Origin of the sequence: Agromyces tardus (genome assembly GCF_003710805.1) — a bacterium.
Lineage (GTDB): Bacteria > Actinomycetota > Actinomycetes > Actinomycetales > Microbacteriaceae > Agromyces > Agromyces tardus.
In genome coordinates this window covers 1-21,997 of the sequence record NZ_RHHB01000038.1, presented here as the reverse complement: position 1 = coordinate 21,997, position 21,997 = coordinate 1, and the positions used below count along the sequence as shown (strand labels likewise).

The following is a 21,997-nucleotide window of genomic DNA, read 5'->3' as shown; positions in this document are numbered from 1 at the left end:
CGGCTAGGCGGAGCCCTGCCGGGACTCCCGTGCACGACGCACGCCATTGATGATGAGGAGCGCGACGAGCAGCAGGAAGCCGATCGGAAGGCCCACGAGGGGGAGCACGAGCACGACGGGCCAGATGCCCGTGCTGAAGCCGTCGTTCGCACCGGCTCCGAGCAGCGTGCCGATCATGACCGCGAGGAACGCGGCGATGGACAGGCCGATGATCGCCGCCACCATGAAGGCGAGGACGCGCTCGACGCGATGCTCGCCGACGGGTTGAGGGGTGCTCACTCGTCAAGGATAGGGCAGCACGGCGCTCCAGCGGACGGAACTAGACTGGATGGCGACGTCGCCCGAAACCCGGCGCGCCCATCGACACGAGCGAGGTTCCATCGATGCCCACCGGCAAGGTCAAGTTCTACGACGAGGAGAAGGGGTTCGGCTTCATCAGTGGTGATGACGGCCAGGAGGTCTTCCTCCACGCCTCGGCGCTTCCCGCCGGCGCGACCGTGCGCTCGGGCACGCGCCTCGAATTCGGCGTCGCCGAGGGCAAGCGCGGTGCGCAGGCGCTCTCGGTGCGCGTGCTCGACGCGCCGGTGAGCCTCGCGAAGATCAACCGCAAGCCCGCCGACGACATGGCGATCATCGTCGAAGACCTCGTCAAGGTCCTCGACGGCATCGGCGCCAACCTCAAGCGCGGCCGCTACCCCGACAACGCGCACAGCCGCAAGATCGCGGCCCTGCTGCGCAAGGTGGCTGACGAGCTGGATGCCTGAGCAGCCCGAGCACACGGCCGAGGTCGCCGATCCGGGCGCCGAGGCGCCCGTCGAGGCCCAGGGCGCGCCCGAGGTGGCGGGGGTGTCCGAGTCGTCCGAGTCCTCCCACCCCACCGAGTCCTCCGAGACCGTCGAGGCGGATGTCGCGAGCGAATCGTTCGAGCCGGTCGCCGTCGAGCCGCCCGTCGTGTACGCAGCAGATGAGGTCCTGCTCGGCTCCGCGTCGCTCGCGCAGCGCGCGCTCCTCGAGGTGACGAGCCCGGAGTCGGTCGGTTCCGTGATCGGGCACATCGCGGAGGGCGAGCACGTGCTGTCGCTGCACTTCGCCGCCGACCTCGCCGGCTACCCCGGTTGGCACTGGAGCGTCACGCTCGCGCGCGTCGACGGCGGCGAGCCCACCGTGCTCGAGACCGAGCTGATGCCGGGCGAACGCGCCCTGCTCGCGCCCGAGTGGGTGCCGTGGTCGGAGCGGCTCGCCGAGTACCGCGCCGCGCAGGAGGCCGCCGCCGCGGCCGGCGCCGTGTCGGACGACGCGGGCGACGACGACGAGCACGACGACGACGAGCACGAGGACGACCACGATTCGCTCGGCGACGACGCGTTCGACGGCATCGACATCGACGTGCTCGACGAGCTCGACGCCGATGTGGACTCGGACGACGATGAGGACGACGGGGACGGCTCCGACGAGGACGGCTCCGACGAGGACGACTCGGAAGACGAGGACGACTTCGACGACGAGGACGACTCGGAGGACGACGACTCGGACGAGGACGACTCGGACGAGGATGACTCGGACGACGACTCGGACGAGGGCGACTTCGACGACGAGGATCACTCGGACGACGAGGACGACGAGGCGGACTAGTCCTCCGAGCGGCGCTCCCGCCGGCGCCGCAGCTGCACCACCACGAGCCCGATCACGCCGAGCCCCAGCCCGATCGCCGCGGCCGCGGTGAACCAGCCGAAGCCGTTCGCGTCGAGCGCGGACTGCGCCACGAGGCATCCGATCAGCACGACGAGCCACGCGGCCGTGCCCACCGCCAGCGCCTTGCGCGCATCGGTGCGCGCGGGCGCAGGGTCGGGCCGGCGCTCCGCCTCGCTCAACCAGAGGCGCATGGCCTCAGCCGAGCCGCTCGAGCACGTAGTCGATCGACGCCGTGAGAGCTCGTACGTCGTCGGGCTCGATCGCGGTGAACGTCGCGATGCGCAGCTGGTTGCGCCCGAGCTTGCGGTACGGCTCGGTGTCGACGACGCCGTTCTGCCGCAGCACGGTCGCGATGGCCGCGGCATCCGTCGACTCGTCGAAGTCGATCGTGACGACGACCTGCGATCGGTGCGCCGGATCGGCCACGAACGGGGTCGCGGCCTCGGTGGCGGCGGCCCAGTCGTAGAGCACGCCCGACGACTCGCGGGTGCGGGCGTCGGCCCAGGCGAGACCGCCCGACTCGTTCATCCACTCGAGCTGGTTCTCGAGCAGCAGCAGCGTGGCGAGGGCGGGGGTGTTCAGCGTCTGGTCGAGGCGCGAGTTGTCGACCGCGTTCTTGAGCGAGAGGAACTCGGGGATGTACCGGCCGCTCGCGGCCACGCGCTCGACGCGCTCGATCGCGGCCGGCGACATGATGGCGAACCAGATGCCGCCGTCGCTCGCGAAGTTCTTCTGCGGTGCGAAGTAGAGCACGTCGAACTCGGCGGGGTCGACGAGGATGCCGCCGGCCGCGCTCGTGGCGTCGATCACGGTGAGCGCTCCGGCGTCGCCGTGCACCCGCGCGACGGGCGCCTGCACGCCCGTGGAGGTCTCGTTCTGCGGCCAGCCGTATACGTCGACGCCGGCGAGGGCCTCGGGCTCGGACCGGGTGCCGGGAGCGGCCTTGCGCACGTCGGGCGCCTCGAGCCAGGGGGCGGCGGCGGCGCCGGCGAACTTCTGGCCGAACTCGCCGAACGAGCACAGCTGCGCGCGCCGCTCGATGAGGCCGAACGAGGCGGCGTCCCAGAATGCGGTGGAGCCGCCGTTGCCGAGCACGACCTCGTAGCCCTCGGGGAGGGAGTAGAGGTCGGCGATCCCGCGTCGCACGCGGCCGACGAGCTGCTTGACGGGAGCCTGCCGGTGCGAGGTGCCGAGGAGCTTCGGGCCGACCTCGGCGAGGTGCGCGAGCTGCTCGGGCCGCACCTTCGAGGGACCGCAGCCGAAACGGCCGTCGACGGGCAGCAGCGACGAGGGGATCACGAGCTCAGGCATGCTCCGATCTTACGGCGGCCCGCGCCCGCGTTTCGGTGGGCGGCTCCGGATGACGCGGGGCCCGCCGGACCCTGTGCCGGTCCGCGTCATCCGGGCCCGCGGCGGCTCCACCCCGGGCCGGGCCGTCGGCGCGGGCCGGTAGGCTTTCGGATGCATGTGTTCCACGGCCGAGGAGGAGTGAGTTGACGGATCTCATCGACACGACGGAGATGTACCTGCGCACGATCCTCGACCTCGAGGAGGAGAACATCGTGCCGCTGCGCGCGCGCATCTCCGAGCGCCTCGGACACTCCGGGCCCACGGTGTCGCAGACCGTCGCCCGCATGGAACGCGACGGGCTCGTCGTCGTCTCGGGGGACCGTCACCTCGAGCTCACCACCTCGGGCCGCAGCAAGGCCGTGCACGTCATGCGCAAGCACCGCCTCGCCGAGCGGCTCCTCGCCGACGTCATCGGGCTCGACTGGGAGTTCGTGCACGATGAGGCATGCCGCTGGGAGCATGTCATGAGCGAGCAGGTCGAGCGACGCATCATCGAGATCCTCGGCCAGCCGCGCGAGTCGCCCTACGGCAACCCGATCCCCGGACTGGAGGAACTGGGACTGCCGCCGGCCGATGCCTTCATGGCGGGCGTGCAGAACCTCGTCGTGGCGCTCGATGCCGCGGGCGGCGCGACGAGCGGGGTCATCCGCCGGCTCGGCGAACCCGTGCAGTTCGACCCCGAGCTGCTCTCCCAGTTCAAGCAGGCCGGCATCGTGCCGGGCGCGCGCGCGAGCTTCCGCACCGAGGGCGCGTATGTCGTGGTCGAGGTCGACGGAGTCGACGGAGCACTCGAGCTGCCCGTCGAGGTCGCGGGCCACCTGTTCATCGCCCCCTGACGCGTCCTCCACAGGCTGCGACGACGGCGGGATCTCCACCGCACCGTGATCGAAATGTGACATTTGCAGGTCTGTCACGTAGTCTCGGTCGAGTCCGCCGACGACAAGCCAGTCGACGGAACAGGGTCGAGAGTCTCCATCGCCTACCGCTCGGCCCCGATACCCGTGACGCACCCCAGGGTGCACAGGTAGGGCGGCACTCCGGTGCGAGCGAGGCGGAGGACACGTTTTGGCTCGATTCCCCAAGCGCCGTTCCGGCGCACTTCCCCCACGACCCCACAACAACACGATCGCCACCCGGGCCCCGAAGCCCGCGAAGGCCGCCGCCGCCCCCGCGGCAGTCGAATCCCCGGTCGCGACCCGCCGCCCCGCGGCATCCGTCGGCAGCCGCCTGCGTCGTGGTGGCGTCGCGAACGTGACCGTCATGGCCGTCGCGGCGGGACTCGTCGGCACGCTCGCGCTCCCCGCGTACGCGTTCGCGCCCGGCAGCGACCAGCCGCAGTTCGGCGAGACCGCCGAGACGCAGCTCACCAAGGCCCAGGCGCAAGACGTGGAGGTCACCGGCGACGTGATCGCCGCCCCCGTCTCGGAAGACGGCTTCGCTGCCGTCACCGGCGAGGAGATCAAGGCCGCCGAGGCCGCCGCCGCCGCCGAGGCCGCCCGCCAGGCCGCCGAGGCTGCGATGGCCTCGTACGCCGCGTCGTACTCGGGCCCCTCCGCCGCCGAGCTCGCCGCGTCGCCCGTCTACTCCTCCGCCGACCTCGCGAGCGTCTTCTCGGTCGCGCAGCAGTACATCGGCGTGCCCTACGTCTACGGCGGCGCCACGCCGGCCGGCTTCGACTGCTCCGGCTTCGTCATGTACGTCTACGCGCAGTTCGGCATCAGCCTGCCGCACTCGGCCTCGGGCCAGGCCGCAGCCGGCACCGTGATCCCCGAGTCGGAGGCCCAGCCCGGCGACCTCGTGATCATGGACGGCCACGACGGCTTCTACGCGGGCAGCGGCATGATCCTCCACGCTCCGTACGAGGGCGCTTCGGTGCGGATCCAGCCCATCTGGACGAGCGACTACTACATCGTCCGACTCTGATGTGAACATCGGGTTACACGAGCTGTGAATGGCGTGCCGGGGGGACCCGGCACGCCATTCGTGTCGTAGCCTGTAACCTGACGATCCGAGTACCGGGTTAGGGGAGGCCGATGGTCCGCTCGCACTGCATCCATCCCACGGATGCGCGCGCGCTCTACGACCAGCGGCACAGTAGTCAGCCGAGTCGCACTCGCGCGGTGATGCCAACGGGCACTGTCTTCATGACGGTGCCCGTTCTGCGTTCTCACGGCGCTCGCGCGGCGGCGCAGCGGGGGCGGTCCGCCGCACCCGTGACCCCTCCGGCATCCGCTTCGCCGAACCGTTCACGCGGCTGGAAGCCATCCAGCCCCGATCGAAAGGCACCCCATGCGCACCCTCGTGCTCAACGCCGGATATGAGCCCCTCGCCGTCGTCTCGTTCAAGAGAGCCCTGCTGCTGGTGATGAACCAGAAGGCCACGGTGATCCTCCACGAGGAAGGGAATCCGGTGCACGGCACGAGCGGCGAATGGGATCGGCCGAGCGTCATCCTGTTGAGCCGCTACGTGCGCACGCCGCGGGTGCACTCGGTGCCCGTGTCGCGGCGCGGCGTGCTGCGTCGCGACGAGCATCGCTGCGCCTACTGTGGACGTTCGGCGGCGACGATCGACCATGTGCTGCCGCGTTCGCGCGGCGGTCGCGACACGTGGGAGAACCTCGTCGCGTGCTGCCTCCGCTGCAACAACACGAAGGGCGACCACACGCCCGCCGAGATGGGCTGGTCACTGCGATTCACCCCGCGGATGCCGCAGGGCCGCGGTTGGGTCGTGCGCGGGTTCGAGCGCCCGTTGCCCCAGTGGAACGAGTACCTGAGCACCGCCGCGTGAGCGCGCCCCGATGACACGGCGCCGCGACGTGCCCTATGGTGGAACGAGTCCGGGGCACCCCCAACGCATCCCCCTTACCCACCGCCCCGTGACAGCACGCCACCCCGCACCCTGCTGCAGCGCGGCCGGAAGCGGGCACGGGAGGTTCAACTGTTGAGCGGTGACGACGAGATCGGCCAGTCCGAGCGACTGCGGGAGCGACCGCGCTCCGAAGCCCGCAGGCGCGCCGTGACGCCGACCAGGTCGGCCGGTCCCTCGCGATCGCGCGCAGCCGTCACGTCGCTCCTTCCGCGCAGGCGGGTCGGTTCGGCAGGTCCGGAGTCGCCGGCGCCCGTCCGGTCGACGGTACGCCGGCAGAACGGCCCGGTTCGCGTCGTCGCGACCGTGCTCGTCGTGCCCGCACTCGTCGGCACCATCGCCTTGCCCGCGTACGCGATCCTGCCCGGCGGCGGGTTCACCGCGTCCGAGCGATTCAGCCTCTCCGTCGCCGAGGCCCAGGACGTGAGCGTCTCGGAACTCGCGAGCGGCGCACCCGTCTCCGTCGACGGATTCGCCGTGACCACCAAGGCCGAGATCGACGCGGCGGCCGCCGAGGCCGAGGCGGCATCGTGGGCCGCCGAGCTCGCCGCTCGCGGCAACGGGGCGTACACGACCGTCACCCAGCAGGCCGAGGGCGACGACTACCCGTGGTGGAACGAGACCCCCGACGACTACGGCGGCGGCCTCTCCCCGCTGCGCTACTACTACCGCGAGTGCGTCGACTTCGTGGCGTGGCGACTCAACCGCGACGCCGGCGTGACCAGCGCCCCGTGGAAGTGGGACTGGGGCAACCTCGCGTCCGGCAGCGCCTATGCGTGGGCCGACGAGTGGACGTCCAAGGGCTGGCCCACGAGCAGCACGCCGGTCGTGGGGTCGGTCGCCTGGTTCCCGTACAACCACGTCGCGTACGTGCAGTCGGTGAACGGCGACGGCACGGTCACGATCGAGGAGTACAACCAGAACTCCGACCACTCGTATCACGTGCGCACCATTCCCGTGGGCGAGGCGCTGTACCTGTATCCGCCGGTCTGACGCCAGTCCCCGCGACGCCGCGTGAACCCGCGCTCGGAACGGCCCGGTCGGTCGCGTGGCGCGCCCACGGCGGTCGCATGTGCGACGTCATGGCGAACTCGAGCTCGGAAGTTGGACGTTTCGTCCAATGAGGTTCGCGGCCGTCCCGCGTAGCGTTGCGGGTGATTCCACGGAGGAAACAAAGGTGACGGCGATGACGCAGCCATTGGACGAGATTCGACTCGATGACATCGGGTTCGTCGACGAGCCCTCCCCGTCGACCTCGGCGATCGTGATCCTCGGCTACAACTGAGCACGAGTCGCTTCCTCGCTCCGTCGAGAACGGATGCGTCCGCGCGCATGCGCGACATCCGTCGACCTGCGGCCCGGCCCCGGCGACACGAGCCCACGCGCGCGGGCCGGTAGAATCGTGCGGTCAGCCTCTGTAGCTCAATGGAAGAGCAGTTCCGTCCTAAGGAAAGGGTTGGGGGTTCGAGTCCCTCCAGGGGCACCGTGCGGCGCTGCCCGCATCCGCCGATCCATGCGCCGCGTCGTGGCGGCCGGGCGGCACGGATCCCGCGTGCCAGAATCCTCGCATGGCGAGGGTGCGCAGTGAGCTGAAGAGCACGGGCTACGAGATCTTCATCGGCGTGCTGTCGGTGCTCTCGATCGTCAACCTCGTGCTGATGTACGCCGTCGTGCAAGACGAGGCGCTGGATGCGGTGCTCGGCCTCATGAACGGGCTCTTCAGCCTGATCTTCCTCATCGACTTCACGTATCGCCTCGCGACGGCACCGAAACGCGGCGCCTACTTCTTCCGGCACTTCGGCTGGGCCGACCTGCTCGCGAGCCTCCCGCTGCCGCAGTTCAAGATCCTGCGCGTCTTCCGTCTCGTCCGCGTCTACCGACTGCTGGCAGCACTCGGCCCGCGCACGGTGATGCGCACGCTGGTCAAGGACCGGGCCGGGAGTGCCCTGTACGCGCTGCTGATCATGGGCGTCCTCGTGCTGCAGTTCGGCAGCCTCATGATGCTCCGCGTCGAGCAGTACGCGCCGGGCGCGAACATCACCTCGGCGTCGGACGCGCTCTGGTACACCGTCGTCACCATCTCGACGGTGGGCTACGGCGACCAGTACCCGGTCACCGACCTCGGTCGCGTCGTGGGCGGCGTCATCATCGTGGTGGGCGTTGGCATCTTCGGCACCTTCACCGGCTACCTCGCGAACCTGTTCCTGGCGCCGCGGAAGGGCGATGCTGCCGAGCCGGCCGCCCCGGATGCGGGTGGGTCGGGCGAGGAGGGTCCGGCGGCGTGAGCCGATCAGGGCGATGGCCCGAGCGCAAGCCCCAGTTCGCAACCTGTCGTCGCGTGCGCCCGCGGGCTACGCTGAGCAACGGAACGACCCGATTCCGGAGGTGCATGTGGGAAAGCTCACCTACGACTCGACCCTGGGCGTGGACTTCGACGACCGCGTGCTCGCCCACCTGCAGCTCGTGATCGGCGCGAAGCTGCGACGGGCGGAGTCCTTCTACTTCAGCTGGCGCGACGATCCGGCGATCGGCGACGGGCGCAGCACACTGTGGATGCATCCCACCATCCCGCTCTACTTCAAGTACGCGGGCGGGCGGCAGCCGTCGATCAATCGGGCCTGGATCGACGCGCTCATGTCGACGGCCAACTCGCCGGGCGGGCTCGTGCTCGTGCCCGAACCCGACGCGAACGGCAACGGCGGGGAGGCGGACTCGTGAAGCGCGTCAACATCATGTACGGCGGCAACCAGTACTCCGTGGGCCAGGCCGACGTCGAACTCATCAAGCAGGAGATCGAGGCGGCGCACACCGGGGGCGGCCCGCGCTGGATCGTCGTCAACTACGGCGAGGGTCGCCCGCAGCCCGCAGAGCTCCTCGTCGGGCCGGGCATACCGATCTCGCTCATCCCCATCCCCGGCGACCTGGCGCCCGACGAGGTCGCCGAGGCCACGGCGCCTGCCGTGGGCACCGGCGGCGACATCGAGCTCGAGCCGCCGAAGTGATCCGCCCCTGATCTCCGCGACGTCGTCGTCGCGTCAGCCGATCGGCGGATGTCGCGGCGCGGCCCTCACGCTCCCGCGGAGCCCGCTCGGACGCGCCAGACCCGGGTCCGCTGACGCGCGTGCTGCCGGTCACCGCGCGGGCGGCCACTCCAGCTCGTCGGTGTCGGCGTCGTCGATCTGCATCCGGTCGACGAGGGGATGCGGCACCAACGCCGTCGTCGCGGCGCGGAGCTCCGCCACGAGCGCGGCATCGACGAGCTCCTCGAGGTCGGTGTCGACCGGCTCGGTGACCAGTTGGCTCGCTGGGCCGACGAGCAGGTGGGCGCGTCGCGTCGTGCCGCCGTTCGTTCGCACCGGGATGTCGATGGACGCGGCCGAGTTGCTCCGCCCCAGCGCCGCCGCGTATGCCACCACCGCCTCGGCGATCTCGCTTCCGGTGAGGAGTTCGCCGCCTGCGTATCGAATCCGGTCCATGCCTCAGGTCTAACCCAGGCTTCCGGCAGGCTCAACCACTTGCGCCGAACAGCCGTCCATGCTTCCCTCTCGCGGCGAGCTCCCGAGGATGCCTCGACGCACGTTGCGACGCCGTCAGTTCCAGTGGGTGGCGTGCGTCCACCCGGCGAGGTAGGCGCGCTCGTTCGGGCCGAGTCGCATCCCGCCGTGGGGGAGTGGGCGGCCGTCGAGTTCGCACAGTTCGTAGATGCGGCGCACGACGAGGGCGCGGAGTGGCGCCGAGGGATTCTCGAGGATCTCCCGCTGCAGCGTGCCCTCGAGCATCGGCCACCAGACGCCGATCGACGGCAGTGCCGCAAGCGGGCCGCTCCGTTCGTCGTGTTCGGGGCCGTCGAGCAGGGAACTCATTGCGCGGGCTCCTCGCTCGTCTCGCCCGTCTCGGGGTCGCGTCGCACGACGCGCTCTCCGGCGTCGGCGTCCTCCTCGGCGCGGACGTGGCGCTCTGCGGCGCGGACCGCCTCATCGAGATCCTGTTCGGTGCCGGCATCGCCGGACTGCGGATCGGACATCGGTGACACTCCCTGGGTCGGCGGCCGGCCCGGACATCGTCGTCGGGTCGGCCGCGTCCGACGATAACCCGGCCCCGCAGCGGCGGGCAGGGGATTGACCCGCATTCGGGCGAGTGGTACCCGTTCGGGGTACACGCGAACGACGGCGAGCGGATGCCGCGGGCCGCTGTCGGGCGCCGCGCACGCGCTCAGCGCAGCACGTCGGCGAGGTCGTACGCGATCGGTCGATCGAGCTGGGCGAAGGTGCAGGACCGCGCTTCGCGGTCGGGCCGCCAGCGTTCGAACTGCACGGTGTGCCGGAAGCGCAGGCCCTCGAGCTGGTCGTACCGCACCTCGAGCACGAGCTCGGGTCGGAGCCGCACGAACGAGACATCCTTGCTCGCGGCGAACCGGCTGCGGTCGGTCTCGCCGGTCATCGCCGACCCGTCGGCGTCGCGTTCGACGTGGGGTGCGAGCTCGTCGACGAGCTCGAGTCGCCGCGCGTCGCTGAAGGCGGAAACCCCGCCGACATTGCGCAGGACGCCGTCGTCGCCGTAGAGCCCGACGAGGATGGAGCCGACCCCGCGTCCCGACGCGTGCACCCGGTAGCCGAGGGCGACCACGTCGGCGGTGCGCTTGTGCTTCGCCTTGAGCATCACCCGCTTGCCGGGTGCGTACGGCGCGGCGAGCGGCTTCGCCACGACGCCGTCGAGCCCGGCGCCCTCGAACTCGGTGAACCATCGGCGGGCGAGGGCGACGTCGGTCGTGATGCGGGTCAGGTGGATCGGGTGCCCGAGCGGACCGACGAGCGCTTCGAGCGCCTCCCGGCGCTCGGCGAAGGGCCGTTCGGCGAGCGAGACGCCGCCGGCCGAGAGCAGGTCGAACGCCACGAACATCGCCGGCGTCTGCTGCGAGAGCAGTTCCACGCGGCTCGCGGCGGGGTGGATGCGCTGCGAGAGCGCCTCCCAGTCGAGCTTCGCCCCGCCCGACACCTCCGTGCTCACCACGATCTCGCCGTCGAGCACGCACGGCCCCGGCAGCAGGCGGGCGAACGCCTCGACCAGCTCGGGGAAGTAGCGCGTGAGCGGCTTCGCGCCGCGGCTGCCGATCTCGACGTGCTCGCCGTCGAACGAGACGATGCCGCGGAATCCGTCCCACTTCGGCTCGTACGCGAGGCCGCCGGCCACCGAGTCGGGCTCGGGCACGTCGGGCACGGCCTTCGCGAGCATGGGAGCGACTGTCGTCTCGGGCGCCATGCGCCCACGATACGACCGGATGCCGCGTTCGGCGAGGCATCCGCTCGATGCGTGCCCGTTCAGAGCACCGTGCGCAGGCCCGCCGACAGCGCCGTGTGGTGCTCGAAGACGAGGTTCGTCTCGGTGAGGGCCACCGCCGGGTTCGCCGAGAGGTTCTTGAGCACGAACTGCCGCACGTGCGCGCTGTCGCGCACGCGCACGTGGATGAGGAAGTCCTCGCTGCCGCCGAGGAAGAAGAGCTGCGCGACCTCGGGCTCGGTGCGCAGTTCGTCGGAGATCTGCTCCATGAGGTGGCGCGCACCCGGGCGGATGCGGACGCTGATGAGCGCCTGGAGCGTGTAGCCGAGCGCGGCGGGATTGATCTCGGCGGTGTAGCGGATGATGACGCCGCGCTCGCGGAGCGAACGGACCCGTGCGAGGCACGTCGACGGGGAGACGCCCACCTCGCGCGCGAGGTCGATGTTGGGGATGCGGGCGTTGTCGTGGAGCCGCGCGATGATCGCGCGGTCGATCGCGTCGAGCACGATCGGCTCCGGCTGCTCGCTGATCTGCGGCAGATCGGTCATAGCGGGGCCCCCGTTTCGCATGAATGAATTGGATGCCGTGAGTCTACCGAATTATGTACGACACCGCTTCCATTCCAACGAACAACGGGTGACTATTGAGGTAATCACCCACACAGCATTCGGAGTTGACATGCACATCGGCGTGCCCGCTGAGATCAAGAACAACGAGTTCCGCGTCGCGATGACGCCCGCGGGAGTCCACGCGCTCGCGCAGCGCGGCCACCGCGTCGACATCCAGGCCGGCGCCGGCCTCGGTGCCGGGTACCACGACGAGGAGTACGCGGCCGCGGGCGCGCACATCGTGGCATCCGCCGACGAGGCCTGGAGCGCGGAGCTCGTGCTCAAGGTGAAGGAGCCCATCGCGGCCGAGTACGGCTACCTGCGCGAGGACCTCACGCTCTTCACCTACCTGCACCTCGCGGCCGACCTGCCGCTCACCCGCGCCATCCTCGACTCGGGCGTCACCGCGATCGCCTACGAGACCGTGCAGCTCGCCGACCGCTCGCTGCCGCTGCTCACCCCGATGAGCGAGGTCGCCGGCCGGCTCGCGCCCCAGGTGGGCGCGGCGGAGCTCCACGCCTCGAAGGGCGGCCGCGGTGTGCTGCTCGGCGGCGTGCCCGGCACGGCCCCCGCGAAGGTCGTCGTCATCGGCGGCGGCGTCGCGGGCGAGCAGGCCGCCGCGACCGCGCTCGGCCTCGGCGCCGACGTGACCGTCATGGACATCTCGCTGCCGAAGCTTCGCGAGCTCGACGCGCGCTACGACCACCGCATCAAGACGCTCGCCTCGTCGCCGTACGAGACGGCGCGGCAGGTGCGCGACGCCGACCTCGTCGTGGGCGCCGTGCTCGTGCCGGGTGCCGCGGCACCGAAGGTGGTCACCGACGAAATGGTCGCCACGATGAAGCCGGGCGCCGTGCTCGTCGACATCGCGATCGACCAGGGCGGCTGCTTCGAGGGCTCGCACCCCACGACGCACGCCGAGCCCACGTTCAAGGTGCACGACGCGATCTTCTACTGCGTCGCGAACATGCCCGGCGCGGTGCCCGCCACCTCGACGCCGGCGCTCACGAACGCCACGCTGCCGTACGCGCTGAAGATCGCCGACCTCGGCTGGGAGGCCGCGCTCGCCGCGGACCCCGCCCTCGCCAAGGGCCTCAACGCGACCGGCGGCCGGCTCACCAACGAGGGCGTCGCCAAGGCGCACGGCCTGGAGCTCGCGACGATCGGCTGAACCCAGTCGACGCTGCTGACGACGAACGCGGGACACCCACTGACGGGTGTCCCGCGTTCTGCATCCCGCCGAGGAAGCGGAGCGGCGGCGCGGGGCTTCGCCTGCGCGCAAGCCGAAGCCGAGGCCGAGGCCGGGCCCGCGCCGGCGCGCTCGCTCAGGAGAGCGAGAGGAAGAGCTTCTCGAGCTCGTCGAAGGTGAGGCGCTCCTTGCCGTCGACGGCGGCGTCCGCCCCCTCGGCGTCGACGTCCGCGGCATCCGTTGCGCAATCGCGCATCGCCGACGAGATCACGGCGAAGCCCGCCCGGTCGAGCGCGCTCGACACCGCGGCGAGCTGGGTGACGACGGTGCGGCAGTCGCCGCCGGCCTCGACGGCGTCGATCACCGCGTTGAGCTGCCCGCGAGCCCGCTTCAGGCGGTTGAGGATGCGGCGCTGCGCCTCGGCCTGGTCGGCGGCCGCGGTGCTCATGCCGCACCTCCGACGGAGACAGGGAGGCCCGCGCTGTGCCACTCGGTGATTCCGCCGTCGATGTTGACCGCGTCGATGCCCTGCTCGGCGAGGAACCGGGTGGCCTGCGCACTGCGGCCGCCGAGGGCGCACATCACGTAGACGGTGCGGTCGCGGGGCACCTCGTCGAGGCGCGCGACGAGCGAGCCGAGCGGGATGTGCAGGGTGCCGTCGACGCGGGCCCGGGCGACCTCCTCGGGTTCGCGCACGTCGATGATGAACGCGTCGTCGATGGCGTGGGCGGCGGTGGGGGAGATGGTCTGCATCGGGGGTCCTCCGGAGGGCGGGGCTGAACGGTATGGTCTCGTCGTCGGGGTCGAGCTCCCCGACGGGCGATCGGTATACCCCAAGGGTATCGCAATACCCTAGGGGTATCAAAACCCGTCGGTTCCCGGCGATGCTCCCCGGAAATGCGGCGCTCCCACCGTAGGGTGTCGGTGTGCGGCGGCTCGATCGGAACAGTGACGAGGACCAAGTCCTCGGAGACGGGCCCGACGCCGCCGCCGATCGATTGCACCCCGAACCCATGGCACACGACCTCACCAGCCCGCACGCCCTCAGCGTCGGCGACCCGCGACTGGTCACGACGAACGTCGCCGAGCCGTCGTGGCGCCGCTGGCAGGCCGAACTCGCCGAGCTCGGCGGCCGTTCGCCGCTCGTGCGATTCGACGACTCGCCGCTCACCCGCATCGAGCTCTCCACGACGCATCCGGGCGGACTGCCGCAGTTCATCACGGGCAAGTCGACGCTGCTCTCGAGCCTCATCCGCGACGAGCTCGCGCTGCGCAACGCCCGCCTCGCGGCGGCGGAGATCACCCAGAAGGGCATCGAGCTGCGCTCGGTGCGCGGCATCGAGTCGGTGCACCTCGCGATCGGACTCGCGTCGTGGCGCAACGGCGGTGAGGAGTTCCTCGCGCCGGTGCTGCTGCGGCCGCTCGCCATCCGCCGCTACGGGCGCGACTTCGAGCTGAAGCTCAAGGGCCAGCCGTTCCTGAATCCCGCGCTCGCGCGCGAGCTCCGCGACCAGTTCCAGATCACGCTCGACGCCGACGCCTTCGTCGCGCTCGCCATCACGAACGGCATGTTCAAGCCGCAGCCCGTCATCGACCGGTTGCGCGGCCTCACGACCCATCTCCCGTGGTTCCACGTCGCCCCGCGCCTCGTGGTCTCCTCGTTCGCCGAGGTCGGCCCGGCGATGGCAGCGGATGCCGCGAAGCTCGACCATCCGGTCATCGACGCGATCGCCGGCAATCCGGGGGCCCGTGCGGCCCTCGCCCGGACCCCGGAGCCGCCGCGTCTCGTGGGCCCCGACGAGCGCCCGCCGTCGACCGACCGGCTCCTGCTCGACGCCGATCCCGAGCAGGAGGCGGCCGTCGCCCGCATCGAGTCCGGGTCGTCGCTCGTGGTCAAGACGCTGCCCGGCACCGGTGGCACCCAGACGATCGTGAACGCCATCGGCGCCCTCGTCGCGAACGACAAGCGCGTGCTCGTCGTCGGCGCGCGACGCTCGAGCCTCGACGGCATCGCGCACCGGCTCGCGCAGGTCGGACTCGGCGGCGCCGCGGTGACGACGGCCGGACTCCGCCGCGAGCTCATCCAGTCGATCTCGCGCAACGAGAAGGCCGAGCGCCCGCGCGTCGCCGACGTCGACGACGCGCTCGTGCGGCTCCGCAAGGTGCTCCTCGACTACCGCGGCGCGCTGACCCGCACGGATCCGGAACTGCACGTGTCGGTGCTCGACGCGCTCTGCGCGCTCGCGGGGCTCTCCGCACTGCCCACCGCGCCCGACACGACCGCCCGGCTCGACCACTCCTCGCTCGTCGCCCTCGCGACGGGTCGCGACGGCGTCGCCGCCGACCTGGTGCGGGCCGCGGCGCTCGGCGAGTTCAAGTACGGCCCGGGCGACTCCCCCTGGTACGGGGCCGCGTTCACGACCTCGGCCGAGGCTGCGAACGCGCACGAGCTCGCGAAGCGGCTGAGCTCCGTGGAGGTCCCCCGGCTCCTGGAGCGCGGACGAGCCCTCATCGAGCAGACCCGGCTGCGGCCGTTCGAGTCGATCGCCGAGCTCGGCGTGTTCCTGCGCCTGCTGCACGACGTGCGGGACACGCTCGACAAGTTCCAGCCCTCGGTGTTCGACCGCCCGCTCGGCGAGCTCATCACCGCGACCGCACCGCGCCGCGAGTCCGAGGGCATGTCGGGAGCCAATCGGCGGCGCCTGCGCCGGCTCGCGCTCGAGTACGTGCGCCCCGGCGTGCACGTCGGCGACCTCCACACGGCACTCCGCGGCATCCAGCAGCAGCGCACCCTCTGGCAGCGCTACTCCGAGGCGGGCGCCATCCCGGGCGTGCCCGTCGGCCTCGACGACGTGCAGGTCGCGCACCAGACCGTCGCCGCCGACCTGCAGACGCTCGACGAGCCGCTCGGCATCCTCGGCACGCCGCGCCAGCTCGCGGCCCGTCCGCTGCGCGACCTGCAGTCGATGCTCGCGGGCCTCGCCGAGGACTCGGAGGTGCTCGCGAACCTGCAGGAGCGCACGGCGCTCCTCGGCCGCATGCGCGACCTCGGGCTCGACCCGCTGCTGCTCGACCTGTCGAAGCGGCACGTGCCCGAGCAGGGCGTCGCCGCCGAGCTCGAGCTCGCGTGGTGGCAGTCCGTGCTCGAGGCCATGCTCGCCGGCGACCCCGCGCTCCTCGGCGCGAACACCTCCGTGCTGGACCGGCTGGAGTCCGACTTCCGGCTCGTCGACGAGGCCCACGCCTCGGCGGCCGGCCCGCTGCTCGCGTGGCGTCTCGCCGAGAACTGGAAGGTCGCGCTCGTCGACCACCCGGAGGAGGCCGAACGGCTGCGGCGGATGCTGCGCGGCGACCGCGTGCGCCCCGAGACGCTGCACGAGGCGGCCCCCACCCTGTTCCGGGTGCTCGCGCCGGTCTGGCTCGCGTCGCCCTACGAGGTGCCCGAGATCGACGACGCGATCCGGTTCGACACCGTGATCCTCGTGGACGCCGGCGCGACGACGATCGCCGAGAACCTCGGCGCGATCCGCCGCGCCGCGCAGGTGGTCGCGGTCGGCGACCCGGTCACGCAGACGCCCACCGACTTCGAGACCGGCATCGCGAGCGACGGCCGGGAGCCCGGCGGCACGTCGACCGAGCACGGCGTCGACGCCATGCACGCCGACTCCGCGCTCGCCCGGCTCGGCGAGCTGCTGCCGACGACCACGCTCACCCGCAGCTACCGCGCGGGCGGCGAGGACCTCGCCGAACTCGTGAACCGGCGTTTCTACGGCGGCCGCATCGTCTCCCTGCCGTGGGCGGGCAGCTTCCTCGGGCACGGCAGCCTCGGGTTGCACTACGTGCCGGGCAACGGCCTCCCCGATCCCGTCACGGGCACCGTCGAGAGCCTCGACGCCGAGGTGGCGAAGGTCGTCGAGCTCGTCATGGAGCATGCCGTGAAGCGTCCCCGCGAGTCGCTCATGGTCGTGACCGCGAGCGCACGCCATGCGGCGCGCGTGCACCAGGCCGTGCTCGCCGCGTTCGCGAAGCGCAGCGACCTCTCGGACTTCATCCTGCGCGACCGCGCCGAGCCGTTCACCGTGCTCACCCTCGAGCAGGCCGTCGCCCAGAGCCGTGACCGGGTGATCTTCTCGGTCGGCTACGGACGCACGCCGCACGGCCGGCTGCTCTCGAACTTCGGATCGCTCGGCGAGCCGGGCGGCGACCGGCTGCTCGCCGTGGCGATGACGCGCGCGCGGCGATCGATGGACCTCGTGTCCGCGTTCCGCCCCTCCGACATCGACGAGGACCGCCAGAAGCACGGCGTGCTCGCCCTCGCGAACGTGCTCGCGCACACCGAGGAGCGGCGCGGCGCAGCCGAGGGCACGGGCGACGCCGATCCCATGCTGGCCGACCTGGCCGCGCGGCTCGAGCGGCGCGGCATCCGCGTGAGCCTCGGCCACCGGGGCACGCTCACGCTCGCTGCGGCCTACGCGGGCAAGGCCGTCGTCGTCGAGACCGACTCGGCGCTCGCGGGGCAGAGCCTGCGGGAATCGCTGCGGCTGCGTCCCGACGTGCTGCGCCGGCTGGGCTGGCACTACCTGCGCGTGCACAGCTTCGAGCTCTTCGGCAATCCCGAGGCGGTCGCGACCCGCGTCGCCACGGTGCTCGGCAAGGCGACGGCGCCGCAACCGGATGCCGCGCCCGCCTCATGAGCGACGAGCACCCCGCCGAGCCGAAGCCGCGCCAGCGGGTCGAACGGGCTGCGCGCGGCCGGCGCGCCCGCCTCACGCCGGCGCCCGGGTCCGACCCGGAGCCCGAGACGGCCGTGCCCGGCTCCCACGAACCCGACGCGGCGCCGAAGCCCGGCGCTGCGGCATCCGACGACGACCGCATCACGCGGGAGCGGCCGCCCCACTGGTGACCGCCGAGCCGGCTACTGCTCGTGGCGGCGGGTGCCCGAATCCGCGCTCATGGCGCGCTGCTCGGCGAGGAGGTCGCGGATCTCGGCGAGCACGGTGAGCTCGGTCTCGGGGTCCTTCGCCGTGGACTCGCCCGCCTTGCGCCGGGCCTCGGCGTGCTCCTTGAGCAGGTTCATGGGCATCACGAAGACGAAGTAGACCACGGCGGCGACGATCAGGAACGTGATGATCGCGCCGAGCACCGCGCCGAACCGCACGTCGGCGGACTTGCCGTCGAGCGTCGGGATCGACAGCACGAGCGCGTCGTTCAGGCTCTCGGCGTTGAACAGCGCGCCGATGAGCGGGTTGAAGACGTTCTGCACGATCGAGTTGACGACCGCGGTGAACGCGGCGCCGATGACCACCGCCACGGCGAGGTCGATGACGTTCCCTCGGAGGATGAACTCCCTGAAGCCCTTGATCACGCGTGCGCTCCTCGATTCGGCCTGCATGGTGTTCAGGAGACGCTAGCCGACGACCCGCCGCTGGACGAACCGCCCGAGCCTCCCGAGCTGCCGGAGCCGCCGGAGCCGCCGGAGCCTCCCGAGCTGCCGGAACCGCCCGAGGACCCGGAACCGCCGGAGTCGCCCGACGACGAGCCCGACCCCGAGCCGCCGCCCTCGGAGCCCCCGGAGCCCGCGCCGCCCGCGCGCGAGTCGGTGCGGTAGAACCCCGACCCGTTGAAGGTCACGCCGATCGTGTTGAAGAGCTTCCGGAGCCGGCCGCCGCAGACGTCGCACACGGTGAGCGAGTCGTCGGTGAAGGCCTGGTGGATGTCGAAGGCGTTGCCGCACTCCGTGCAACGGTACGAATACGTGGGCATGTGGGGCTCTCGGGTGTCGGCGGCGGCAGGCGAACGCCCGCCGGGAATCAGAAGGCGACGATGCGGGTGGGGGTCACGACGCCGTCGACCGGCTGGTCGTGCACCTCGCGCGGCACCGATTGGATGAACTCGCTGTCGAAGACGACGGCGTACACCGGGGGACATTTTTGCATCGAACCCAGGGTCTTGTCGAAGTAGCCCCGGCCCCAGCCGAGCCGCATGCCCGTCGCGTCGACCGCGGCGGCGGGCACGATGATGAGGTCGACGTCGTTGATCGCCATCGGGCCGAGCAGTTCGCCGACGGCCTGGGGCTGCCCGTGCAGTCCGGCGATCTCCGTCTGCTCCTCGCCGACGGTCCAGTCGAGCAGGCCGTCCTCCCGGGTCACGGGGAACAGCACGCGGATGCCGCGGGCCTCGGCCCAGTTCACGAACGGTCGCGTGTTCGGCTCGTTCGGCATCGACAGGTAGCACGAGATCGAGTCGGCGTCGGTGGATCCGATGAGCTCCTGCAGGCGCGAGGTGAAGCCCGCCGTCGCGAGCTCGCGCTCGTGCGACGGCATGACCTGCCGGCGCTCGCGCAGCTCGGCGCGCAGGATGCGCTTCACCACGGTCGGATCGTCGGGCATGCCTGCAATCCTAGGACGCCCCGCTGGGGTGCGCGGCAGGCCTTCCGGCTACGCTGATGCGCATGACTGATCGGATCACGAAGGCCGTCATCCCCGCCGCCGGCCTGGGCACCCGGTTCCTGCCGGCCACGAAGGCCATGCCCAAGGAGATGCTCCCGGTGGTCGACAAGCCCGCCATCCAGTACGTCGTCGAGGAGGCGGTGCGGGCGGGGCTCACCGACGTGCTCATGATCACGGGCCGCAACAAGAACGCGCTCGAGAACCACTTCGACCGGGTCGCCGAGCTCGAGGCGACGCTCGAGGCCAAGGGCGATACCGCCAAGCTCGAGAAGGTCAACGAGTCCACCGACATGGCCGACATGCACTACGTGCGCCAGGGCGACCCGCGCGGCCTCGGGCACGCGGTGCTCCGGGCGCAGATGCACGTCGGCGACGAGCCCTTCGCGGTGCTGCTCGGCGACGACATCATCGACGAGCGCGATGTACTGCTCACCCGGATGCTCGACGAGGAACGCAAGCGCGACGCCTCGATCGTCGCCCTGCTCGAGGTCGACCCCGACAGCATCCACCTCTACGGCGCCGCCGCCGTCGAGCCCACCGACGATCCCGACGTCGTGCGCGTCACGGGGCTCGTCGAGAAGCCCGCGAAGGAGGTCGCGCCCTCGAACTACGCCGTGATCGGCCGCTACGTGCTGAAGCCCGAGGTGTTCGAGGTGCTGCGGCACACGGAGCCCGGCAAGGGCGGGGAGATCCAGCTCACCGACGCGCTCATGGAGATGGCCGGCGACATCGAGGGCACCGGCGGCGTCTTCGGGGTCGTGTTCCGGGGTCGCCGGTACGACACCGGCGACAAGCTCGACTACATCAAGGCCGTCATCCAGCTCGCGAGCGAACGCGACGACCTCGGACCGGAGCTCCGGCCGTGGCTCATCGCCTTCGCCGCCGGTCTCAGCCGGGACTGACGGTGCCCGCGGCGAACGTCCCGACCCTCAGCGACGGTCCGGTCACCCTGCGCCCGATCCGCCAGCGCGACGCGAAGGCGCTCGAGCACGTGCTGCTCGACAACCGCGGGTGGCTCCGGCAGTGGGAGGCGACGTTCCCCGGGGGCGGGTCGATCATCGACACGCGCGCCAGCATCCGCAACCTCACCGCCCATGCGCGCAGCGGCAGCGCGCTGCCGTTCGTCATCGAGTTCGAGGGCCGGCTCGTGGGGCAGCTCAACGTCTCGTCGATCACCTACGGGTCGCTGTCGTCCGCGACCATTGGCTACTGGGTCGCGCAGTCGTCCGCGGGCCGTGGCATCACCCCCACCGCGGTCGCCCTCGCGACCGACTACTGCTTCCACAGCCTGCGCCTGCACCGCATGGAGATCTGCATCCGCCCCGAGAACCGGCCGTCGCTCCGCGTCGTCGAGAAGCTCGGCTTCCGCTACGAGGGATTCCGTCGACGGTTCATCCACATCAACGGGGAGTGGCGCGACCACTTCGCGTTCGCGCTCGTCGCGGAGGAGGTCCCTCGCGGGGTGCTCCGGCGGTGGCAGGAGGGGCGCGTGCCCGAGGATGCCGCACGCGTGAACGCCGAGGACCTCGCGGCATCCGCGTACCCTCTTCGGGTGGGGGATCGCTGACACGCCCGCTCCGAGTGGAGCGCCCGTCGCGCCGTGACCTAGCGTTGACGCATGGACGTGATCGGCGGGGGCGTGCTCGTGGCAGTGGCCGCGACGCTGTGGATCGCGTACCTGCTGCCGAGCTGGTTGCGGCGCCGCCAGTACCTCGCGACCGAGCGCAATGCGGTGCGGCTGCAGCAGACCCTACGCATCCTCGCCGAGACCGCTGAGACGCCCCACGCGGTGCACGTCGAGGCGACGGCGCGCGAGGTCGCGGTGCAGCAGCGCATCCTGCACGAGCATGAGGAGGTGGCGCGGCTCGAGGCCGAGGCCGCCACGAACCTCGCGATCGCCGAGCGGATCGCCGCCGAGGAGGCCGCCGAGTCGGCCCGTGCCCTCGCCGTGCACGCCATGGCGACGCATCCGATCGTCACGGTGCCGCCTGCCGATGCCGCCGCGGCCGCCGCGGCTGCCGCGGTGCAGGGCGGGGCTCCGGATGCCGCGACGCCTGCTTCCGCGGCGGGGCTCACGCCGCGCGCGCTCCGTCGTCGTCGCGGGCTCTGCTCGCTGCTCATGCTGTGCTCGCTGCTCGTCGGGGTCGGCGGACTCGTCGCCGCGCCCTTCGGCGCCCCGCTGCTCATCGCCGCGGGCGGCGGCGCGGGCATGATCGCGGGCTTCTCGGGCATCGTGATGCTCGCGCGCCGTCGTCCCGCGCCGGTCGCGGTCGCACCCGTGGCGCTCCCCGAGGCGCAGCCGTTCGAGCCGATCGAGGTCGAGGCGGAGCCCGGCGCCGTGGCCGGCTGGACGCCCCAGCCCCTGCCGCGTCCGCTGCACCTGTCGCGCGGCACGATCGCGGCGACGGCCATGGCGTCGATCGTGGCGGCCGAGGAGCTCAAGCGCGTCGCCGCCGAGGCGCAGATGGCGGCGCGTGCCGAGCGGCGCGAGCCGGCGGTGCCGGTGCTGCGGCCGCAGGCCGCGCCCGCGGCATCCGCCGGTCAGGCAGCCCAGGCGACGGATGCCG

The 21,997-nt window shown here is 71.7% G+C and carries 28 protein-coding genes and 1 tRNA gene; 16 read left to right on the top strand and 13 right to left on the bottom strand.

What is annotated here, in order from left to right; genetic code table 11:
• Positions 1-3 precede the first annotated feature (3 nt).
• Complete coding sequence (locus EDM22_RS14825; protein ID WP_122937862.1) at positions 4-279, bottom strand: multidrug ABC transporter ATPase; 276 nt, start codon at positions 277-279, stop codon at positions 4-6.
• Between the two features lie 104 nt (positions 280-383).
• Between EDM22_RS14825 and EDM22_RS14820 the strand changes: the two genes are divergently transcribed.
• Positions 384-764 (top strand): cold-shock protein, encoded by a 381-nt coding sequence (locus EDM22_RS14820; protein ID WP_122937861.1) that lies wholly within the window; start codon positions 384-386, stop codon positions 762-764.
• A complete protein-coding gene (locus EDM22_RS14815; protein ID WP_122937860.1) occupies positions 757-1,632 on the top strand; it encodes a DUF3027 domain-containing protein in 876 nt (291 codons plus the stop codon). The genes EDM22_RS14820 and EDM22_RS14815 overlap by 8 nt, the downstream gene beginning before the upstream one ends.
• Here the strand turns inward: EDM22_RS14815 and EDM22_RS14810 are convergent.
• On the bottom strand, positions 1,629-1,883 hold the full coding sequence (locus tag EDM22_RS14810) for a DUF2530 domain-containing protein (protein ID WP_212591960.1): 255 nt from the start codon (positions 1,881-1,883) through the stop codon (positions 1,629-1,631). The genes EDM22_RS14815 and EDM22_RS14810 overlap by 4 nt on opposite strands.
• A 4-nt stretch (positions 1,884-1,887) precedes the next feature.
• Positions 1,888-3,003 carry a phosphoserine transaminase gene (gene serC, locus EDM22_RS14805; RefSeq protein ID WP_122937859.1) on the bottom strand — a complete coding sequence of 372 codons (1,116 nt, stop codon included), beginning with the start codon at positions 3,001-3,003 and terminating at the stop codon, positions 1,888-1,890.
• A 182-nt stretch (positions 3,004-3,185) separates the two neighbouring features.
• Between serC and EDM22_RS14800 the strand changes: the two genes are divergently transcribed.
• From EDM22_RS14800 to EDM22_RS14760, 8 genes are all read left to right on the top strand, one after another.
• Entirely contained in the window at positions 3,186-3,878 is a 693-nt protein-coding gene (locus EDM22_RS14800) for an iron-dependent transcriptional repressor DtxR (RefSeq protein WP_122937858.1), read from the top strand.
• A gap of 229 nt (positions 3,879-4,107) precedes the next feature.
• Positions 4,108-4,965, top strand: a complete 858-nt coding sequence (locus tag EDM22_RS19870) for a C40 family peptidase (RefSeq protein ID WP_245989428.1) — start codon at positions 4,108-4,110, stop codon at positions 4,963-4,965.
• A 366-nt stretch (positions 4,966-5,331) separates the two neighbouring features.
• Positions 5,332-5,829, top strand: coding sequence for an HNH endonuclease (locus EDM22_RS14790; RefSeq protein ID WP_122937856.1), 498 nt, complete (start codon positions 5,332-5,334; stop codon positions 5,827-5,829).
• 393 nt (positions 5,830-6,222) lie between these two features.
• Positions 6,223-6,900, top strand: coding sequence for a CHAP domain-containing protein (locus EDM22_RS14780; protein WP_245989426.1), 678 nt, complete (start codon positions 6,223-6,225; stop codon positions 6,898-6,900).
• 418 nt (positions 6,901-7,318) lie between these two features.
• Positions 7,319-7,390: transfer RNA gene (locus EDM22_RS14775), tRNA-Arg, on the top strand.
• 85 nt (positions 7,391-7,475) lie between these two features.
• On the top strand, positions 7,476-8,192 hold the full coding sequence (locus EDM22_RS14770) for an ion transporter (protein ID WP_122937853.1): 717 nt from the start codon (positions 7,476-7,478) through the stop codon (positions 8,190-8,192).
• A 106-nt stretch (positions 8,193-8,298) separates the two neighbouring features.
• Positions 8,299-8,625, top strand: coding sequence for a DUF7882 family protein (locus tag EDM22_RS14765; RefSeq protein ID WP_122937852.1), 327 nt, complete (start codon positions 8,299-8,301; stop codon positions 8,623-8,625).
• On the top strand, positions 8,622-8,909 hold the full coding sequence (locus EDM22_RS14760; RefSeq protein ID WP_122937851.1) for a hypothetical protein: 288 nt from the start codon (positions 8,622-8,624) through the stop codon (positions 8,907-8,909). The genes EDM22_RS14765 and EDM22_RS14760 overlap by 4 nt, the downstream gene beginning before the upstream one ends.
• A 129-nt stretch (positions 8,910-9,038) precedes the next feature.
• On the opposite strand, the gene EDM22_RS14755 is transcribed toward EDM22_RS14760, so the two are convergent.
• The 5 genes from EDM22_RS14755 to EDM22_RS14740 all read right to left on the bottom strand — a co-directional run bounded on the left by EDM22_RS14755 (position 9,039) and on the right by EDM22_RS14740 (position 11,732).
• The gene (locus EDM22_RS14755; RefSeq protein WP_122937850.1) at positions 9,039-9,383 is read right to left on the bottom strand and encodes a hypothetical protein; all 345 of its coding nucleotides are present in this window, start codon (positions 9,381-9,383) and stop codon (positions 9,039-9,041) included.
• A 114-nt stretch (positions 9,384-9,497) separates the two neighbouring features.
• Positions 9,498-9,770 (bottom strand): hypothetical protein, encoded by a 273-nt coding sequence (locus EDM22_RS14750; RefSeq protein ID WP_122937849.1) that lies wholly within the window; start codon positions 9,768-9,770, stop codon positions 9,498-9,500.
• Positions 9,767-9,931 carry a hypothetical protein gene (locus EDM22_RS19655; RefSeq protein ID WP_170964153.1) on the bottom strand — a complete coding sequence of 55 codons (165 nt, stop codon included), beginning with the start codon at positions 9,929-9,931 and terminating at the stop codon, positions 9,767-9,769. Before EDM22_RS19655 ends, EDM22_RS14750 begins: the two co-directional genes overlap by 4 nt.
• 188 nt (positions 9,932-10,119) lie before the next feature.
• Entirely contained in the window at positions 10,120-11,166 is a 1,047-nt protein-coding gene (locus tag EDM22_RS14745) for an ATP-dependent DNA ligase (RefSeq protein ID WP_245989424.1), read from the bottom strand.
• Between the two features lie 59 nt (positions 11,167-11,225).
• Entirely contained in the window at positions 11,226-11,732 is a 507-nt protein-coding gene (locus tag EDM22_RS14740; RefSeq protein WP_122937847.1) for an Lrp/AsnC family transcriptional regulator, read from the bottom strand.
• Between the two features lie 130 nt (positions 11,733-11,862).
• Here EDM22_RS14740 and ald point away from each other — a divergent pair, with 130 nt between their 5' ends.
• Positions 11,863-12,963 carry an alanine dehydrogenase gene (gene ald / locus EDM22_RS14735; protein ID WP_122937846.1) on the top strand — a complete coding sequence of 367 codons (1,101 nt, stop codon included), beginning with the start codon at positions 11,863-11,865 and terminating at the stop codon, positions 12,961-12,963.
• Between the two features lie 154 nt (positions 12,964-13,117).
• Here the strand turns inward: ald and EDM22_RS14730 are convergent, their stop codons facing one another.
• Together EDM22_RS14730 and EDM22_RS14725 are read right to left on the bottom strand one after the other, a co-directional pair.
• On the bottom strand, positions 13,118-13,429 hold the full coding sequence (locus tag EDM22_RS14730; protein WP_122937845.1) for a metal-sensitive transcriptional regulator: 312 nt from the start codon (positions 13,427-13,429) through the stop codon (positions 13,118-13,120).
• Positions 13,426-13,734, bottom strand: a complete 309-nt coding sequence (locus EDM22_RS14725; protein WP_122937844.1) for a rhodanese-like domain-containing protein — start codon at positions 13,732-13,734, stop codon at positions 13,426-13,428. The genes EDM22_RS14730 and EDM22_RS14725 overlap by 4 nt, the downstream gene beginning before the upstream one ends.
• Positions 13,735-13,994: 260 nt before the next feature.
• Here EDM22_RS14725 and EDM22_RS14720 point away from each other — a divergent pair, with 260 nt between their 5' ends.
• Both EDM22_RS14720 and EDM22_RS14715 read left to right on the top strand, forming a co-directional pair.
• Entirely contained in the window at positions 13,995-17,675 is a 3,681-nt protein-coding gene (locus EDM22_RS14720; protein WP_245989422.1) for an AAA family ATPase, read from the top strand.
• On the top strand, positions 17,672-17,884 hold the full coding sequence (locus EDM22_RS14715) for a hypothetical protein (protein WP_122937842.1): 213 nt from the start codon (positions 17,672-17,674) through the stop codon (positions 17,882-17,884). Before EDM22_RS14720 ends, EDM22_RS14715 begins: the two co-directional genes overlap by 4 nt.
• Positions 17,885-17,896: 12 nt before the next feature.
• Here the strand turns inward: EDM22_RS14715 and mscL are convergent, their stop codons facing one another.
• Genes mscL through EDM22_RS14700 form a run of 3 tightly spaced genes read right to left on the bottom strand, consistent with a single transcriptional unit; the run spans position 17,897 to position 19,370 of the window.
• A complete protein-coding gene (gene mscL, locus EDM22_RS14710; RefSeq protein ID WP_122937871.1) occupies positions 17,897-18,343 on the bottom strand; it encodes a large conductance mechanosensitive channel protein MscL in 447 nt (148 codons plus the stop codon).
• Between the two features lie 35 nt (positions 18,344-18,378).
• Positions 18,379-18,744 (bottom strand): FmdB family zinc ribbon protein, encoded by a 366-nt coding sequence (locus EDM22_RS14705; protein ID WP_122937841.1) that lies wholly within the window; start codon positions 18,742-18,744, stop codon positions 18,379-18,381.
• A 47-nt stretch (positions 18,745-18,791) separates the two neighbouring features.
• Positions 18,792-19,370 carry a 5-formyltetrahydrofolate cyclo-ligase gene (locus tag EDM22_RS14700; RefSeq protein WP_122937840.1) on the bottom strand — a complete coding sequence of 193 codons (579 nt, stop codon included), beginning with the start codon at positions 19,368-19,370 and terminating at the stop codon, positions 18,792-18,794.
• A 62-nt stretch (positions 19,371-19,432) separates the two neighbouring features.
• Between EDM22_RS14700 and galU the strand changes: the two genes are divergently transcribed.
• From galU to EDM22_RS14685, 3 genes are all read left to right on the top strand, one after another.
• Entirely contained in the window at positions 19,433-20,332 is a 900-nt protein-coding gene (gene galU, locus EDM22_RS14695) for a UTP--glucose-1-phosphate uridylyltransferase GalU (protein ID WP_122937839.1), read from the top strand.
• Complete coding sequence (locus tag EDM22_RS14690) at positions 20,329-20,997, top strand: GNAT family N-acetyltransferase (RefSeq protein ID WP_376918020.1); 669 nt, start codon at positions 20,329-20,331, stop codon at positions 20,995-20,997. The genes galU and EDM22_RS14690 overlap by 4 nt, the downstream gene beginning before the upstream one ends.
• A gap of 51 nt (positions 20,998-21,048) precedes the next feature.
• On the top strand, positions 21,049-21,997 hold a 949-nt coding region (locus tag EDM22_RS14685; RefSeq protein ID WP_122937837.1), incomplete at its 3' end, for a hypothetical protein.

Excerpts from the sequence above, each read along its gene's own strand:
- EDM22_RS14820 (WP_122937861.1), top strand. The coding sequence starts at position 384 with ATGCCCACCGGCAAGGTCAAGTTCTACGACGAGGAGAAGGGGTTCGGC.
- EDM22_RS14815 (WP_122937860.1), top strand. The coding sequence starts at position 757 with ATGCCTGAGCAGCCCGAGCACACGGCCGAGGTCGCCGATCCGGGCGCC.
- EDM22_RS14810 (WP_212591960.1), bottom strand. The coding sequence starts at position 1,883 with ATGCGCCTCTGGTTGAGCGAGGCGGAGCGCCGGCCCGACCCTGCGCCC.
- serC (WP_122937859.1), bottom strand. The coding sequence starts at position 3,003 with ATGCCTGAGCTCGTGATCCCCTCGTCGCTGCTGCCCGTCGACGGCCGT.
- EDM22_RS14790 (WP_122937856.1), top strand. The coding sequence starts at position 5,332 with ATGCGCACCCTCGTGCTCAACGCCGGATATGAGCCCCTCGCCGTCGTC.
- EDM22_RS14770 (WP_122937853.1), top strand. The coding sequence starts at position 7,476 with ATGGCGAGGGTGCGCAGTGAGCTGAAGAGCACGGGCTACGAGATCTTC.
- EDM22_RS14755 (WP_122937850.1), bottom strand. The coding sequence starts at position 9,383 with ATGGACCGGATTCGATACGCAGGCGGCGAACTCCTCACCGGAAGCGAG.
- EDM22_RS14750 (WP_122937849.1), bottom strand. The coding sequence starts at position 9,770 with ATGAGTTCCCTGCTCGACGGCCCCGAACACGACGAACGGAGCGGCCCG.
- EDM22_RS19655 (WP_170964153.1), bottom strand. The coding sequence starts at position 9,931 with ATGTCCGATCCGCAGTCCGGCGATGCCGGCACCGAACAGGATCTCGAT.
- EDM22_RS14745 (WP_245989424.1), bottom strand. The coding sequence starts at position 11,166 with ATGGCGCCCGAGACGACAGTCGCTCCCATGCTCGCGAAGGCCGTGCCC.
- EDM22_RS14740 (WP_122937847.1), bottom strand. The coding sequence starts at position 11,732 with ATGACCGATCTGCCGCAGATCAGCGAGCAGCCGGAGCCGATCGTGCTC.
- ald (WP_122937846.1), top strand. The coding sequence starts at position 11,863 with ATGCACATCGGCGTGCCCGCTGAGATCAAGAACAACGAGTTCCGCGTC.
- EDM22_RS14730 (WP_122937845.1), bottom strand. The coding sequence starts at position 13,429 with ATGAGCACCGCGGCCGCCGACCAGGCCGAGGCGCAGCGCCGCATCCTC.
- EDM22_RS14725 (WP_122937844.1), bottom strand. The coding sequence starts at position 13,734 with ATGCAGACCATCTCCCCCACCGCCGCCCACGCCATCGACGACGCGTTC.
- EDM22_RS14720 (WP_245989422.1), top strand. The coding sequence starts at position 13,995 with ATGGCACACGACCTCACCAGCCCGCACGCCCTCAGCGTCGGCGACCCG.
- EDM22_RS14715 (WP_122937842.1), top strand. The coding sequence starts at position 17,672 with ATGAGCGACGAGCACCCCGCCGAGCCGAAGCCGCGCCAGCGGGTCGAA.
- EDM22_RS14705 (WP_122937841.1), bottom strand. The coding sequence starts at position 18,744 with ATGCCCACGTATTCGTACCGTTGCACGGAGTGCGGCAACGCCTTCGAC.
- EDM22_RS14700 (WP_122937840.1), bottom strand. The coding sequence starts at position 19,370 with ATGCCCGACGATCCGACCGTGGTGAAGCGCATCCTGCGCGCCGAGCTG.
- galU (WP_122937839.1), top strand. The coding sequence starts at position 19,433 with ATGACTGATCGGATCACGAAGGCCGTCATCCCCGCCGCCGGCCTGGGC.